Here is a 13,766-nt window from a genome sequence, read left to right as displayed (position 1 = left end):
AGCACCAGCACCTGGCGACTCGAGCTGGATCTAGAAACGTCGCAGCGGCGTCGGGGAGATCTTCAGGGCGAAGGTCTCGAGCTGGCTCAGGCACTGGACGCCCTGCCTGGGCTGGGAGCAGGTTTCCAGCTCGTCGATGAGCTGGTTGAAACGGTCTCGATCAGCCTGCGGAGCGCGGGCCAGGTGATCGAACGCGCCCTTGTCGTAGCGTTTGAAGAACTGGTTCCGATTGAGCAGGAACTCGGCGGCGAGGTCTTGCGCCTCCCGGGGGGCGCTCGTGGTCGAGTGCGACAGCCATTCCGAGCTGGCCAACTGGATGCGCTTGAATTGGTCGATCTGCTGATGGAACCCGTCGAGTTCGCCACGGCGGGCACGATCGCCGAGCTGCAAGGCCAGGGCCTGGAGCCGGTCGCCCCACCCTTGGAGGGCCGCCCGGAATGGTGCGCCGTAGAGGGGTTGAAGTTCCTTTGACGCCCAGTTGAGCACCTGCCAGTGCTTGCGCCAGACTTCGGCTTCCTGGATCGCCATGTCAGGCGTGATCGCGCAAGCCGCGCCGCTGGCGGCGCCTGGGTTCCAGGCGTCGCCCAGCCAGGAGTCGCACGCAGGTGAGGGGGTGTTGGGGAGCATCGGACAAGCCCATCGCCAGTGGAAGACGTCCTGAGTCATCCGGACGATCGGAGCATCCGACACCCATCAGCGTCGGCGACGAACTCGCAGGCCGTCGCCTCCAGCGACATCCTTCGACGCGGTCACCTCAGAGCACCGCCGCCGACAGCAGCCGCAGCGTGCCGGCCCGGGCGTCCATCTCGGCGGGCTGGCCCACCGGCACGGTGAACTTGCGCTTGATGTGGCCGATCATGGCACCGCGGTACACGGGCACATTCAAGGGCAGGAAATAGTCGTCGAAGACCTCGTCCAGGGTCAGCGTGCCGAAGCTGCCGTCGCCGGGGCCGCACTGCGTGAACTTCCCCAGCACGACGCCGGCCAGCTGGTCGAGCGCGCCGCACAGGCGCAGCGTCGACAGCATGCGGTCGACGCGGTAGATGTACTCGTTGACCTCTTCCAGGAACAGGATCGCGCCGCGCGTGTCCGGGAAGAAGGGCGAGCCCGCCAGCGAGCTCAGCACCGCCAGGTTGCCGCCGACCAGCGGTCCGCGCGCGACACCCGGTCGCAGTGTGCTGATGCGGTCCTCGCGCTGGACGAGATTCGCGCCGCGCTCGCCCTGCGGGTTCTGCAGCAGGTCCGGCTCCGCATCCATCGCGACGGCGCGGAAGTGCTGGAGGGAGAACTCGTTCCATTCCGAGCCTGCGACCGGACAGTGGAAAGTGATCAGCCCCGTCTGCTTGTGGATCGCGTTGACGAGGCTGGTCAGGTCCGAGAAGCCGCCGAAGAACTTCGGCTTGCGTCGGATCAGCGCGTAGTTCAGCTTGTCGACGATGCGGTTGCAGCCCGAGCCGCCGGTGAGCGCCAGGATCCCCGCGACCTCGTCGTCGGCGAAGAAGTCGTTGATGTCCGCCGCGCGCTGCACGTCGGTGCCGCCGAACTGGCCGTAGCGACCGCGCACGTTGGCCCCGAGCTTGACCTTGAAGCCGAGCGCTTCAAGCGTTTCGACGGCAATCTCCAGCGGCTCGCGCTCGTAGGTGGCGTTGGCGGGACTGACGAGGCCGATCGTGTCGCCGACCTTCAGCCGCCACGCGCGAAGCAGCGGCGGCGCGGCCTCGGTACGCGCGCTGCGGGCAGTGCCGGCGGGCGCGGCGGTCTGCGCCTGCGCGCCCGGCAGGGCGCCGGCCAGCGCGGCGGCGGTCGCCGAGGCGGCGCCTGTGAGCATCATCCGACGGGAGGCGGTCATGGAATCTCCGGAAGAAAGTGGCCGCGGCCGAGGGCTTGGCGGCGGTCGATCAGATCACCAGCGGCAGCTCGCGGCGGACGCGCTCCCGGTCGCCGAAGTCGAAGTGCCACCACTCGGTGCTGATGGTCTGGAAGCCGGCATGGCGCATCGCCGCGCGCAGCCAGCCGCGGTGGCGGAGCTGGTCGGCGGTCAGCCCGCCGGACGCCAGTTGCTCCGCCTCGAATTCGGGATGCGAGGCCGGCGTCATCTCGTCGAAGCCGGTGCCCATGTCGAGCTCGCGGCCCTCGGCGTCCAGCAGCGTGACGTCGACCGCCATGCCGAAGGAATGGATGGAGCGCCTCGCCGGATGCGCGAGGTACTTGGTCAGCGGCGTGCCTTCGAGCTCCGCCCACAGCGCCTCCTGCACGCGTTGCGGCCGCAGCGCGTCCAGTACGACCAGCGTCACGCCGGGGCAATGCCGGCCCAGGTAGGCGGCAGCCTCCGCCACGGCGTCCGCCGATTCGCGCCTCAGGTAGGCGCAGTCCAGGCCGCCGTAGACGGCGCGGCCGACGAAGTTGTCGGGCGTCGCGTAGCGCAGGTCCACCGCGATGCCGGGGATCGTCAGCAGCGCGCGGAACTCGGCGTGCGAGGCGATCTCCTCGCAGGGGATGGGCGGGGGAGGGGCATTGGCGACGGAGGCGTCCGGGATCATGGCGAGGCGAAGCAGGGCAAGGCGACGTGGAGCCGGAAGATCAGACGCCGGAGCGCGTCATGCCAGGCTCTCGAGGTTGGCGCGGGCGGCATCCCGCAGGTAGGTGACCAGCCGGCGCGCGGCCTGCGCCAGCGGCGCGCTGGCGGAGGTCAGCAGGTACAGCTGGACGCTCATGGCCGGCGCCAGCGGACGCACCTTCACGCGGGTGCGGTCGGCCGAGGCGGCGGTGAAGGGATCGACGGCGGTCATGCCGACGCCGGCCTCCACCAGCGCGCGGGCGAGCTGGTAGGTCTGGACGGTGATGCGGCTGTCGAGGTGACGGCCTTCGGCCTCGCTGGCGTTGTGCAGCATGTGGCCGAGCGGATCGTCCTCGGCCATCGCGATCAGCTCGGACTGGATCTCGTCCAGCGGCAGCGGACCGGTGCCTTGCGCCTCGGGGCTGTGCATCGGGCACAGCGCCATCATCGTGCCGCTGGCCAGCACCTCGGCCTTGATGCCGGGATGGCGCGGGTCCTGCAGGCTGAGCGCCAGGTCGGCTTCGCCGAGCAGCAGCGCGGAGACGATCTCGCGCGTGTGGTTGGTGCTGAGCTGGCAGCGGCTGCGCGGGAAGGCCTGCGCCCAGTGCGTCATCGCCGCGGGGATCACCGAGGCGCCCAGCGTCGGCGTGGCCATCAGGCGCAGCGATTCGGATTCGCCGCTGCGCAGGTTGGCGGCCAGGCGCCGGATCGCGACCAGGTCGCGGTTGAGCTTGTCGATCTCGACGAACAGGCGCTGCGCTTCCGGCGTCGGATAGAGCTTGCCGCGGACGCGGTCGAACAGCGGCATGCCCAACTGCAGCTCGCAGTGCTGCAGCACCTTGGTCACGGCGGGCTGGGAGATGTGGAGCAGCTGCGCCGCGCCGCTGATCGTGCCGGCCTGCATGATCGCGTGGAAGACTTCAATATGACGAAGACGCATGGTCACTCGCGGTAGACGTTCTCGAAGACAACCCCACCGTTCGGCTGCATCTTGAAGCCTCGCAAATCCTTGCTGGTGGGGATGTACACCGTCGAGTGTGCCATCGTGATCCACGGGCGTTCCCGCTTGAAGATCTCCTGGGCCTTTTCGTAGAGGGCGATGCGTTTGGCCTGATCGGCCGTCGCGCGCGCGGCATCGATGAGGCGCTCGAACTCCTGATTGCAGAACTTCACGCCCGACTTGTTGGTCGCGCAGCTCAGGTTGGGCGTCAGGAAGTCGTCGGCGTCGCCGCTTTCGCCAGACCAGCCGCTCATGTAGACCGTGTGCTCGCCGGCGTTGGCGCGCTTGAGGTACTCGCCCCATTCGTAGGTGCGGATCTGCGCGCGCACGCCGATGCGGGCCCAGTCCTGCTGGATCAACTGCGCCATCAGCTGGCCGTTCGGATTGGTGGGGCGCGTCACGGGCAACGCCCACAAGTCGAGGTCCAGTCCGTCCGGATAGCCGGCCTGCTTGAGCAGCGCCTTGGCACGGTCGGGGTTGTACTCGTTCCGGATCGACCGGTTGTAGCCGGGGATCGCGGGCGGGAAGGGATTCACCGCCTGCATCGCGTCGCCGCGCGGGAACAGCGCGCGGAAGATCGCGTCGCGGTCGACTGAGATGTCCAGCGCCTCGCGTACGAGCCGGTTGTCGGTCGGCGCCTTGCGCAGGTTGAAGGACAGGTAGGAGATGTTGAGCGCCTGGATCTTCTCCAGCTTGATGCGCTCCGGATGGCGGTCGATCGCGGCGACGTCGATGTCGCGCAGCGGCGAGGTGATCTGGCACTCGCCGGCGAGCAGCTTCTGCACGCGCACGGGTGCCTCGCGGCTGATGGTGAAGATCAGCTTCTGCGTCTTCTGCGGCTCGCCCCAGTAGTCGGGGTTGCCTTCCATGCGGACGACGTCGTCCTTGGCATAGCTGCGGAAGCGGTACGGGCCGGTGCCGATGGGCAGGCGGTTGATCTGCGCGGCCTTGCCGTCGCGCAGCAGCTGGTTGCCGTACTCCGCCGACTGGATGCCGGCGAAGGCCATCGCGAACCAGGTGACGAAGGTGACGTTGGGCTGGGTCAGCGTGAAGCGGACGGTGCGATCGTCCAGCTTCTCCATCTTCGCGATCGCCTTGGCCAGGCCGAGGTTCTGCGGATAGATGAAGTTGGCGGGGAAGGCCTTGTTGAACGGGTGCTCGCGGTCGAGGAAACGGCCGAAGGTGAAGAGCACGTCATCAGCGTTGAGCGTGCGGGTCGGCGTGAACCAGGGGCGGGTGTGGAAGCGGACGTTCTCGCGCAGCGTGAAGGTGAACTCGCGGGCGTCGGGGCTGATGGTCCAGCTCGTCGCGAGGGCCGGCTGCAGCGCGGTGCCGCCGCGCTCGAAGCGCACCAGGCCCTGGAACATCTGGTTGTTGACGTTGTTCGTGCTGGCCGAATCCCATAACCCCGGGTCGAAGCCCTCGGGGCTGGCGTCGGTGCAGTACACGAGCGGCTTGACCGCGGCGGCGCCGGCCGCATGAGCGGCGGGGAATGCGACGGACAGGAGCAGGGCCAGCGAGAGGGGGAGGACTGAGCGCATCGGGAGGAGGGCAAGCCGGCGCATTGTGGAAACGCCGCTCCCCAGGTCACAACTGAAATGGGCGGGTTGGACCATAACACTGGGTTATGTGGAGCCCGTCGCGCCTGTCGCCCCACCCTCAAAGGACATCACAAGCCACGAGCCGTCCATCCACTTCCCGCAACTCCGGCCGCACCTCCGCGCAGCGCGCGACGGCCATCGGGCAGCGTTGATGGAACGCGCATCCCGTCGGCGGCTTCAGCGGGCTGGGCAGCTCGCCGTGGATGCGGATGCGCTGGCGGCGGTCGGCCGGGCGCAGCGCCGGCGTGGCGCTGATCAGCGCCCGCGTGTACGGGTGCAGCGGGTGCGCGAAGACGCGGCGCTTGTCTCCGTGCTCGACCACGCGGCCGAGGTACATCACCATCACCTCGTCCGCCACATGCTCCACCACCGCCAGGTTGTGCGAGATGAACACGTAGCCCGTCCCGAACTCCTCCTGCAGGTCCATGAAGAGATTCAGGATCTGCGCCTGGATCGACAGGTCCAGCGCCGACGTCGGCTCGTCCGCGACGACGATGCCCGGCTGCATCACCATCGCCCGCGCGATCGCGATGCGCTGGCGTTGGCCGCCCGAGAACATGTGCGGGTACCGCTGCAGGTGCTCCTGGCGCAGACCGACCTTCGCGGCCAGCGCCTCGATGCGTTCCCGGCGCTCGGCGCGGTTCAGCGGCGTGTTGATCACCAGCGGCTCGGCCAGCGTCGACGCGATCGTCTTGCGCGGATTCAGCGCTGAATACGGGTTCTGGAACACCATCTGCACGTCGCGTCGCAAGGCCTGGCGCGCCGACGCGTCGGCGGCGTCGCGTCCGTGGATGCGCAGATCGCCGGAAGTCGGTGTCTCGATGAGCGTCAGCGCCCGCGCCAGCGTGGACTTGCCGCAGCCGGATTCGCCGACCACCGCCAGCGTCTTGCCCGGCGCGAGTGAGAAGCTGACGCCGTCCAGCGCCCGCACCGTCGCCTTCGGTGCGAACCAGCCGCGGCTCACGCGGTAATGCCGGGCGAGGTCGCGCGCCACCAGCAGCGGCGCCGTGCCGGCGCTTGCGCCCGCAGCGACAGACTTGTCTGGCGCGGCATTCATGCAACGGACCCCTTGATCAACGGATAGAAGCAGCGCACGCCTTCGACGACGTCCGGACGCGCCTCGCGGCAGTGCGGCTGCACGCGCGCGCAGCGTGGCGAGAAGAGGCACCCCGTCGGCCGGTCCAGCGCGCCCGGCACGATGCCCGGCAGCGCCTGCAGCCGACGCGCGCCGCGGTTGTGTTCCGGGATCGCCGCCATCAACGCCGCCGTGTACGGATGCTTGGGCGCCTCGAAGACTTCCGGCAAGGGGCCCGTCTCCACCACCTGGCCCGCATACATGACGGCGACGCGCTGTGCCATCTCCGCCACCACGGCCAGGTCGTGCGTGATCATCACCAGCGCCATGCCCTGCTCGCGCTGCAGGCACAGCAGCAGATCCATGATCTGGGCCTGGATCGTCACGTCGAGCGCCGTGGTCGGCTCGTCGGCGATCAGCAGCTTCGGCGAGCACGCGATCGCCAGCGCGATCATCACGCGCTGGTTCATGCCGCCGGACAGTTCGTGCGGATAGGCCCTCAGCCGGCTCGCGGCGTCGGGGATCTCGACCTGCTCGAGCAGTTCCTTGGCCCGTTGACGCGCCGCCGCCCCGCGCAGGCCGAGGTGGGTGCGCAGCACTTCCTCCAGCTGGTGGCCGACGGTGTAGCTCGGGTTGAGGCTGGCCAGCGCGTCCTGGAACACCATCGCGACGTCCTTGCCGATCAGCCGGCGCCGCTGCGACGCGCTCATGCCCAGCAAGTCCTGACCCTGGAAGCGCAACGCCGCGGCGTTCACCTGTCCGGGCGGATCGATCAAGCCCATCAACGCCATCATGCTCACGGACTTGCCGGAGCCGGACTCGCCGACGATGCCCAGCACTTCGCCGGGCGCGACGTCGAGGTCGACGCCGTCCACCGCCGGGAACGCACCGAAGCGCACGCGAAGATCGCGGATCTCCAGCATCACGAGACTTTCTTCAACCGGGGATCGAGCGCATCGCGCAGCCCGTCGCCCATCAGGTTGACGCTCAGCACCGACAGCAGGATCGCGAGACCGGGCAGCGTCACCACCCACGGCGCGCGGACGATGTAGTCGCGCGCGGACGACAGCATCGTGCCCCACTCCGCCGTCGGCGCCTGCACGCCCAGTCCGAGGAAACCGAGGCCCGCGGCTTCCAGGATCGCCGCCGAGAAGCTCAGCGAGGCGTTGACGATCAACGGCGCCAGGCAGTTCGGCAGGACCGCCGAGAACATCAGCCGCCAGGTCGACGCGCCCGCCACGCGGCTGGCGGTGACGTAGTCCTTGCCGAGCTCCGCCATCGCCGCGGCGCGCGTGAGCCGGACGTACTCCGGCAGGCTGCCGACGGCGATCGCGATCACCGTGTTGGTGAGGCCCGGGCCGAGCACGGTGATCACGCAGATCGCCAGCAGCAGACCGGGCAGCGCCAGCATCACGTCCATCACGCGCATGACGACGGGCGCTAGCAGCCGTTGGTGGAAGGCCGCCAGCAATCCCAGCAGCACCCCCGGAATCAGCGACAGCACCACCGACGCCAGGCCGATGCCGAGCGACACCCGCGCGCCGTGCAGCAGTCGCGACAGCAGGTCCCGGCCAAGTTCGTCGGTGCCGAGCAGGAAGCGCGTCTGGCCGCCGTCCATCCAGATCGGCGGCGTCAACATGTGCTCGCGGTACTGCCGCACCGGATCGTGCGGCGAAATCCAGGGCGCGAGCAGCGCCGCCACGGCCAGCAGCGTGAAGACGATCAGCGCGACCAGCGCGCCGCGGTTGGCGGAGAAGCCGTGCCAGAACTCGGCGAACGGGCCGGGCGGTGTGACCGCCACCGTGGCCGTTGAAGTGGAGGGAAGGGCGCTCATGGACGTCTCATCCCTGTTTGCGAATGCGCGGATTGACCACGCCGTAGAGCAGGTCCACCAGCAGGTTGACCGCGATGAAGGTGCAGGCCGAGATCAGGATCCCCGCCTGCACCACCGGATAGTCGCGCCGTGCGATCGCGTCGATCAGCCACTTGCCGATGCCGGGCCAGCTGAAGATGGTCTCGGTCAGCACCGCGCCGGCCAGCAGGCTGCCGACCTTCAGGCCGATCACCGTGATCACCGGGATCAGCGCGTTGCGCAGGCCGTGCACCAGCACCACCCGCGCCGGTGACAGGCCGCGTGCGCGCGCACTGCGCATGTAATCCTCGCGCAGCACTTCGAGGAGGCTGGAGCGCGTCATCCGCGCGATCACCGCCGTCGTGCTGGTGCCCAGCACCAGCGCCGGCAGCAGCAGGTGCCGCAGCGCCGAGCGCCATGCCCCCGCCTCGTCGTGCAGCGCCGCGTCGATCAGCATGAAACCGGTGACGCGCTGGACGTCGTACTCGACCGCGATGCGGCCCGACACCGGCGTCCAGCCCAGGCCCACCGAGAAGAACATGATGAGGATCAGCCCCCACCAGAACACCGGCATCGAGTAACCGACCGTCGCCACGCCCATCACGCCCTGGTCCAGCAGCGAGCCGCGCCGCAGCGCCGCGCCGGTGCCCAGCGCCATGCCGAGCACGATCGCCAGCAGCAGCGCGAACAGCGCCAGTTCCGCCGTCGCCGGGAACAGCGCGAGGAACTCGTGCGACACCGGCTCGTGCGAGACCAGCGAGCGTCCCAGGTCGCCGTGCAGCAGGCCGCCGACGTAGTCCGCGTACTGGCGCCACAGCGGCTGGTCGAGGCCGAGCTCGTGCATCAGCCGCGCGTGCGTGGTTTCGTCGAGCGCGCGCTCGCCCATCATGATCGCGATCGGATCGCCCGGCACCAGCCGGATCAGACCGAAGGCGACCAGCGTCACGCCGATCAGGGTCGGCAGCAGCGTGGCCAGGCGGCGGAGCAGGAAGTTCAGCAAGGCGGTCGGATCAGAACGCGGAGCGTGGCTGGCTGTCGGCGGGCAGCGGCTGCTTCATCAACAGGCCGCCGGGTGTCGTGACGACCTCCAGCAGCGCGGCGGTCTCGGCGTCCATGTCGCCGGTGATGTTGGTCGGCCGGTACTTCATCTGGAAGGTGCTGATCACCTCGCGCGTGGCGGTGTCCAGCATGCCGGTCTGCGGCGTCTGGTAGCCCACCTGCGCCAGACGCTTCTGGAACCACACCGCATCCGGCACCGGCGCGACCTGGTAGATCGCCTGCTTGATCTGGACCTGCGCGGGGTCGGGCCAGGCGATCAGGCCGGCGTCGGCGAGCTGTTTCCACGGGAACTCCGGACCCGGGTCCTGCTTGCGGCCCGGCGCGATGTCGTTGTGGCCCAGGATGCGGTCCGAGCGGATGCCGTGGCGCGCGACGATCTCCTTGACCAGCTTGATCACGTCGTCGATCTGCGCCTGCGGATAGGGCGCGTAGACGCGGCCCATCGGCGTCTCGGTGAAGCCGGGGTTCACGATCTCGATGCCGATCGAGGCCGAGTTGAGGTTGGTCGCACCGCCCCAGTAGCTGACGCCGCCGTGCCAGGCGCGGCGGTTCTCGTCCACCAGCTGGTAGACCTTGGAGGGGTTCTCCTGCACCAGGTAATGGGCCGAGACCTTGCCGCCGGTGGTCAGCACCTTCATCGACTTCTCGAAGTCGATCACCGTGTAGTGGATGATCAGGAACTGCGCGCGGCTGTCCTGGTTCTCGGACACATGGGTGCGGTCGATCTGCAGCGTGGACGTCGGCGTGGCGCAGGCCGCCAGCAGGGCGGCGGCGGCAAGGGTCAGCAGCTTGGTTTTCATGGGGCGAGCGCGGCCCGCCTCGCGGCGGCCAGGGCGGTGTCGGGTTGATGAACGGTGAGGGGCAGGTCTTGCGGCAAGGCGTCGCGCAGGCCTGCTTCGATCGCGGGATGGAGTTCCAGGACGCGTCCGGCGGCGCTGACCGGACGCGGGCCCAGCCGGCGCACCAGCGCCAGCGGCAGACGGGCGAGCTCGCGGCCCGCGCGGTGCAGCAGGGCCAGCGCGTCGGCGTCGCCGTCCGCGGCGGCGCGCGCGACGGCCAGCGCCAGGCGTCCGATCGAGCCGCGGCGGGCCGCGCTGTCGCCGCCGTACATGAAGGCGCGCGTCGTCGGCCAGTCGGCGCCGCCGAGCTCGTCGAAGAGATGCCGCGCAAGCGGGGAGCCGTTCCAGGCGCCCGGTGATTCGTCCTCACGGCGCCAGACCAGCGCGAGCGCTTCGCGTGCGATCCACTGGCCGCCGCCTTCGTCGCCCAGCAGCGGCCCGCGGCCGCCGGCGCGGTGCAGCGCGCCGGACTCGTCGATGAAGGCCGCGATCGCGCCGGTGCCGGCATAGACCAGGTAGCCCTCGCCGGGACGGAAAAGCGCGTGCCAGGCCTGGGCGATGTCGCTGTCGCACTGGATCTGCGCCGGCGCCAGGCCCAGCTGTTGCGCGAGCAGGGCACGCAGCTGCCGGCCGGCGGGGCCATCCGGTTCGCCAAGTCCGGTGATGCCGGCCTGCAGGCCGCGCAGCGCGCCGGGCGCCGCATGCGGCAGGACCGCGGCGGCCAGGGATTGCAGCGTCTGCGCGAGCACGACGCGTCCGGCGCTCGTCTCCAGCAGCAGCGCGCTGAAGCCGCCGACCTCGCCGCGCGCCACCAACGCGCCGTCGGGGCGCGCCAGCGCCCAGCGCGTCTGGGTGCCGCCGGCGTCCAGGCCCAGCCCGACCGTTCCGGACGAAGCGCCCGCGCGCGCCGGCGCGGCCCGGGCGGGCCTGTCAGGGGCGAGGAGATCGGCGGTGGCGGAGGGCGTGGAACTCATGGCGGCGTCGGCGCGCGGAGCTTACGAGGCGCGCCGTGCGTTCGCCATTGTCAATGCACGTGGCAGGTATGAGTTGGGCTCATGGCCGGACGAAAAAAAACCGCGCCGGGAAGGGCGCGGTTTTCTCGCGGAGCGGCCGAGGCCGCTGCGTTGCGTCGACTTAGAAGTCGGCGCTCAGGTTCATCGACACGAAGCGCGGGGCGCCCAGGTAGTAGAAGACCGTGTTGGCGTTCTGCGTGTAGGTCGTGCCGCCGAGGTTGCGGTACTGCAGCGCGTTGACCACCGTGCCCGAGCTCGGGTTGCGGTAGCTGGCGTTGCCGATGTTGCTGACGTTCAGGCGCAGCTGGATGTTCTTCAGCCAATCCTGGACGTTGCCGAAGTTGTAGCCGGCGTCGACGTCGCCGACCCAGTACGCCGGCACTTCCTCGTCGTTCATCAGCGTGCCTTGCTGCTTGCCGGTGCGCTTGACCTTCACGCGGGCGTAGAACGGGCCGTAGGTGTATTGCACCGAACCTGCCAGGATCATGTCCGGCGTCAGCGTCATTTCCTTGCCCTTGGTGGGCAGGAAGACCTGTTGACCGTTGACGACGGAGACCGGCAGGTCATCCTTCACCTTGCTCTTCTGCACGGTCAGCGAGGCGTAGGCAGAGAAGCCCTTGAACGTGCCCGTGCCGGCTTCCATTTCCAGACCGTGGGTCTTCACGCGGCCGATGTTCGTATACACGCTGTTGAGCGTGTTCGGGTCGTAGGCGTTGCCTTGGCGGTCCTTGAAGTCCACGTTGAACACCGTCGCCGACAGCGAGATGTCCTTGGTCTGGTAACGGTAGCCGAGGTCGGTGTTGATCGAGGTCTCGGCCTTGGGCGCCAGACGCAGCGTGGCGACGTTGTTGGCCACGTTCACGTTCGAGCCGGTGAACGCGAAGTTCGGCGGCGCGCGGAAGTTCTTCGCGACGTTCATGAAGACCTGCTGGCTGGGCGTGAGCTGGTAGCGCACGCCGACCTGCGGCAGGAACTCGTTGAACGACTTCTGGAAGTTGTAGTCCGCCGTCACGCCCTCGTTGGCGAAGTTCTTGACGTCACGCTTCACGTAAGGCGTGCGGAATCCCAGCATCAGCAGGCCCTTGTCTTCGGCGAACGACCAGTTGTCGTTGGCGTAGAACTGGCCGGAGGTGCTGATGGTCTGCCAGTCGCGGCCTTGATAACGGCTGCCGTCCGGACGCAGGATGTAGTCGCTGTTCAGCCAGACGCTGGACAGCTCGCCGGCATCGCTCACGCGCACGCCCGGCTGGGTCTGCTTGTGGTTGGCGCGTTCGAACCAGACACCGGCCTTCAGGGCGTGGTCGCCCAGCTGGGTGTTGATTTCGGTGGTGATGCCGGGACGCACGGTGCGGGTCACCGAGGCGCGGCCGATGATCAGGGTGTCGAGCGTGTCGCCGTCACCGTTCAGATCCTGGCTGACCTTGGTGCCGGTCGCCGGATTCAGGAAGGTGTTGGTTTCCGCCAGCGTGGTCTGCTGCACGCCGCCGTTGCCGAAGCCGTACCAGAGGTAAGGCTGGACCTTCAGGTAGGTGTTCTCAGCCACCTTGAACGAGCCCGAGACCGACACGATCGCGTTCTCGAACGGGTTGTTGGCCAGCTTGTAGTACGCCGGCGAGGGCAGGTAGCCCGAGGCGCCTTCGTTCTGGGCCGTGCCCCCCACCGGCTTCAGGTGGCCGGGGAACTTCGTCGAGAAGTCGAAGTTGTAGCCGTTGGCGCGGAGCTGGGCCAGGCTGATGCTGTTGATGTTGTTGTTGATCGCGCGGTTGTAGAGCACCGAGCCCAGGATCACGTTGTCCTGGTTGAGGTCCCAGCGGAACGCGGCGTCGATGTGGTCCTTCTTGGCCTGGCCCTCGCCCTTCCACTTGTCAGCCTCGGTGTGCGAGTAGCTGACGAACACCTTGGCGCTGTTGTTGAGGAAGCGGCCGGTGTCGTAACGCAGGAAGGTGCGGGTGTAGCTCAGTTCGCCGAAGCCCTGGCTGACGCGGATGCGCTGCTTGTCTTCCGGGTCGCAGCTGGTGACCGTGATGTTGCCGCCCGTGGCGCCGGCGTTGGGCGAGTCCACGTCCGGGGTGCCCTGCGCCAGCGACTGGGTGCATAGGTTTTCCTGGTCGGCGTATTCCTGCGGGTAGACCGCGTAGCCGCCCGAGTCATTGACAGGCACGCCGTTGATGATCATGCCCATCTGGTCGGAGCCGAAGCCGCGGACCGTCAGGCCGCCACCGAACAGGCCGGTACCGTCGTAGTTGAACGTGTTCACGCCCGGCAGCAGGGCCAGCGCCTGGAACGGGTTGCCGGAGGCGCGGTCCTTGTCGATCGCTTCGCGCGTGACGGTGGAACGGCTCTTGGCGGTGTCCTCGTTCAGCATCTGGCCGGCGGCCAGCTTGCCGCCGCTGCCCACGATGGTGATCGTGCCCAGACGGACCTTGTCTTCCTTGGCGCGCGGCGCGCCGTCATCGGCGGACGTGTCGGCGTCCTTCTTGGCTTCCTGGGCCATGGCCGGGATGACGGCCACCATGGCGGCGGCGGCTGCCAACGCGGTTTTGCGGAAACCCGACCAATGCTTCTGATTCATTCCTGCGCTCCTGTGCGACGAGACCAAACTGAACTGACAACTCAAATCCGGGTGCGGCTGGGGAAGGCTTCCCGCCCTTCCGTCGGCAGATTCCTTGCGCAACCGTTTTCGCCTGTCGAAGTCATTCGCTCCGATCAGCTCGCAAACGTTTTACGTGGATTTTTCCGGCCCAGGAATTCATCCGTGGCCAAGCTCTGC

Annotated in this window: 12 protein-coding genes; all 12 read right to left on the bottom strand. The window is 68.6% G+C overall.

All coding sequences use genetic code 11. The annotated features are described in order from the left end of the window. Positions 1–30: 30 nt before the first annotated feature. Positions 31–627, bottom strand: a complete 597-nt coding sequence (locus PV762_RS13465; protein ID WP_421035516.1) for a hypothetical protein — start codon at positions 625–627, stop codon at positions 31–33. 127 nt (positions 628–754) lie between these two features. Then, a complete protein-coding gene (locus tag PV762_RS13460) occupies positions 755–1,849 on the bottom strand; it encodes a S66 peptidase family protein (protein WP_421035515.1) in 1,095 nt (364 codons plus the stop codon). Positions 1,850–1,898: 49 nt separating this feature from the next. Further along, complete coding sequence (locus PV762_RS13455; RefSeq protein WP_421035514.1) at positions 1,899–2,540, bottom strand: M15 family metallopeptidase; 642 nt, start codon at positions 2,538–2,540, stop codon at positions 1,899–1,901. A gap of 57 nt (positions 2,541–2,597) precedes the next feature. Beyond that, positions 2,598–3,497: a LysR family transcriptional regulator gene (locus PV762_RS13450; protein ID WP_421035513.1), complete on the bottom strand. Its 900-nt coding sequence runs from the start codon at positions 3,495–3,497 to the stop codon at positions 2,598–2,600. A 2-nt stretch (positions 3,498–3,499) separates the two neighbouring features. Continuing rightward, positions 3,500–5,098 (bottom strand): ABC transporter substrate-binding protein, encoded by a 1,599-nt coding sequence (locus tag PV762_RS13445; protein ID WP_421035512.1) that lies wholly within the window; start codon positions 5,096–5,098, stop codon positions 3,500–3,502. A 118-nt stretch (positions 5,099–5,216) separates the two neighbouring features. Then, positions 5,217–6,215: a peptide ABC transporter ATP-binding protein gene (locus tag PV762_RS13440; protein WP_421035511.1), complete on the bottom strand. Its 999-nt coding sequence runs from the start codon at positions 6,213–6,215 to the stop codon at positions 5,217–5,219. Continuing rightward, positions 6,212–7,156: an ABC transporter ATP-binding protein gene (locus PV762_RS13435; protein WP_421035510.1), complete on the bottom strand. Its 945-nt coding sequence runs from the start codon at positions 7,154–7,156 to the stop codon at positions 6,212–6,214. Before PV762_RS13435 ends, PV762_RS13440 begins: the two co-directional genes overlap by 4 nt. Further along, positions 7,156–8,067: an ABC transporter permease subunit gene (locus PV762_RS13430; RefSeq protein ID WP_421035509.1), complete on the bottom strand. Its 912-nt coding sequence runs from the start codon at positions 8,065–8,067 to the stop codon at positions 7,156–7,158. Before PV762_RS13430 ends, PV762_RS13435 begins: the two co-directional genes overlap by 1 nt. A gap of 7 nt (positions 8,068–8,074) precedes the next feature. After that, a complete protein-coding gene (locus tag PV762_RS13425; protein ID WP_421035508.1) occupies positions 8,075–9,085 on the bottom strand; it encodes an ABC transporter permease subunit in 1,011 nt (336 codons plus the stop codon). Positions 9,086–9,095: 10 nt separating this feature from the next. Then, positions 9,096–9,944 carry an N-acetylmuramoyl-L-alanine amidase gene (locus PV762_RS13420; RefSeq protein ID WP_421035507.1) on the bottom strand — a complete coding sequence of 283 codons (849 nt, stop codon included), beginning with the start codon at positions 9,942–9,944 and terminating at the stop codon, positions 9,096–9,098. Then, positions 9,941–10,957, bottom strand: a complete 1,017-nt coding sequence (locus tag PV762_RS13415; RefSeq protein WP_421035506.1) for an N-acetylglucosamine kinase — start codon at positions 10,955–10,957, stop codon at positions 9,941–9,943. Before PV762_RS13415 ends, PV762_RS13420 begins: the two co-directional genes overlap by 4 nt. Before the next feature lie 160 nt (positions 10,958–11,117). Continuing rightward, positions 11,118–13,568, bottom strand: coding sequence for a TonB-dependent receptor (locus PV762_RS13410; protein ID WP_421035505.1), 2,451 nt, complete (start codon positions 13,566–13,568; stop codon positions 11,118–11,120). Positions 13,569–13,766: the final 198 nt, after the last annotated feature.

Source organism: Mitsuaria sp. CC2, from assembly GCF_048957715.1.
Lineage (GTDB): Bacteria > Pseudomonadota > Gammaproteobacteria > Burkholderiales > Burkholderiaceae_C > Roseateles.
Note: the sequence above shows the minus strand (reverse complement) of the source record. Positions and strands in the feature narration are given on the sequence as shown.

Bases quoted from the DNA above. Each gene is read 5' to 3' on its own strand.
- PV762_RS13435 (WP_421035510.1), bottom strand. From the start codon at position 7,156: ATGCTGGAGATCCGCGATCTTCGCGTGCGCTTCGGTGCGTTCCCGGCG.
- PV762_RS13460 (WP_421035515.1), bottom strand. From the start codon at position 1,849: ATGACCGCCTCCCGTCGGATGATGCTCACAGGCGCCGCCTCGGCGACC.
- PV762_RS13450 (WP_421035513.1), bottom strand. From the start codon at position 3,497: ATGCGTCTTCGTCATATTGAAGTCTTCCACGCGATCATGCAGGCCGGC.
- PV762_RS13440 (WP_421035511.1), bottom strand. From the start codon at position 6,215: ATGAATGCCGCGCCAGACAAGTCTGTCGCTGCGGGCGCAAGCGCCGGC.
- PV762_RS13420 (WP_421035507.1), bottom strand. From the start codon at position 9,944: ATGAAAACCAAGCTGCTGACCCTTGCCGCCGCCGCCCTGCTGGCGGCC.
- PV762_RS13455 (WP_421035514.1), bottom strand. From the start codon at position 2,540: ATGATCCCGGACGCCTCCGTCGCCAATGCCCCTCCCCCGCCCATCCCC.
- PV762_RS13410 (WP_421035505.1), bottom strand. From the start codon at position 13,568: ATGAATCAGAAGCATTGGTCGGGTTTCCGCAAAACCGCGTTGGCAGCC.
- PV762_RS13430 (WP_421035509.1), bottom strand. From the start codon at position 8,067: ATGAGCGCCCTTCCCTCCACTTCAACGGCCACGGTGGCGGTCACACCG.
- PV762_RS13445 (WP_421035512.1), bottom strand. From the start codon at position 5,098: ATGCGCTCAGTCCTCCCCCTCTCGCTGGCCCTGCTCCTGTCCGTCGCA.
- PV762_RS13415 (WP_421035506.1), bottom strand. From the start codon at position 10,957: ATGAGTTCCACGCCCTCCGCCACCGCCGATCTCCTCGCCCCTGACAGG.
- PV762_RS13465 (WP_421035516.1), bottom strand. From the start codon at position 627: ATGCTCCCCAACACCCCCTCACCTGCGTGCGACTCCTGGCTGGGCGAC.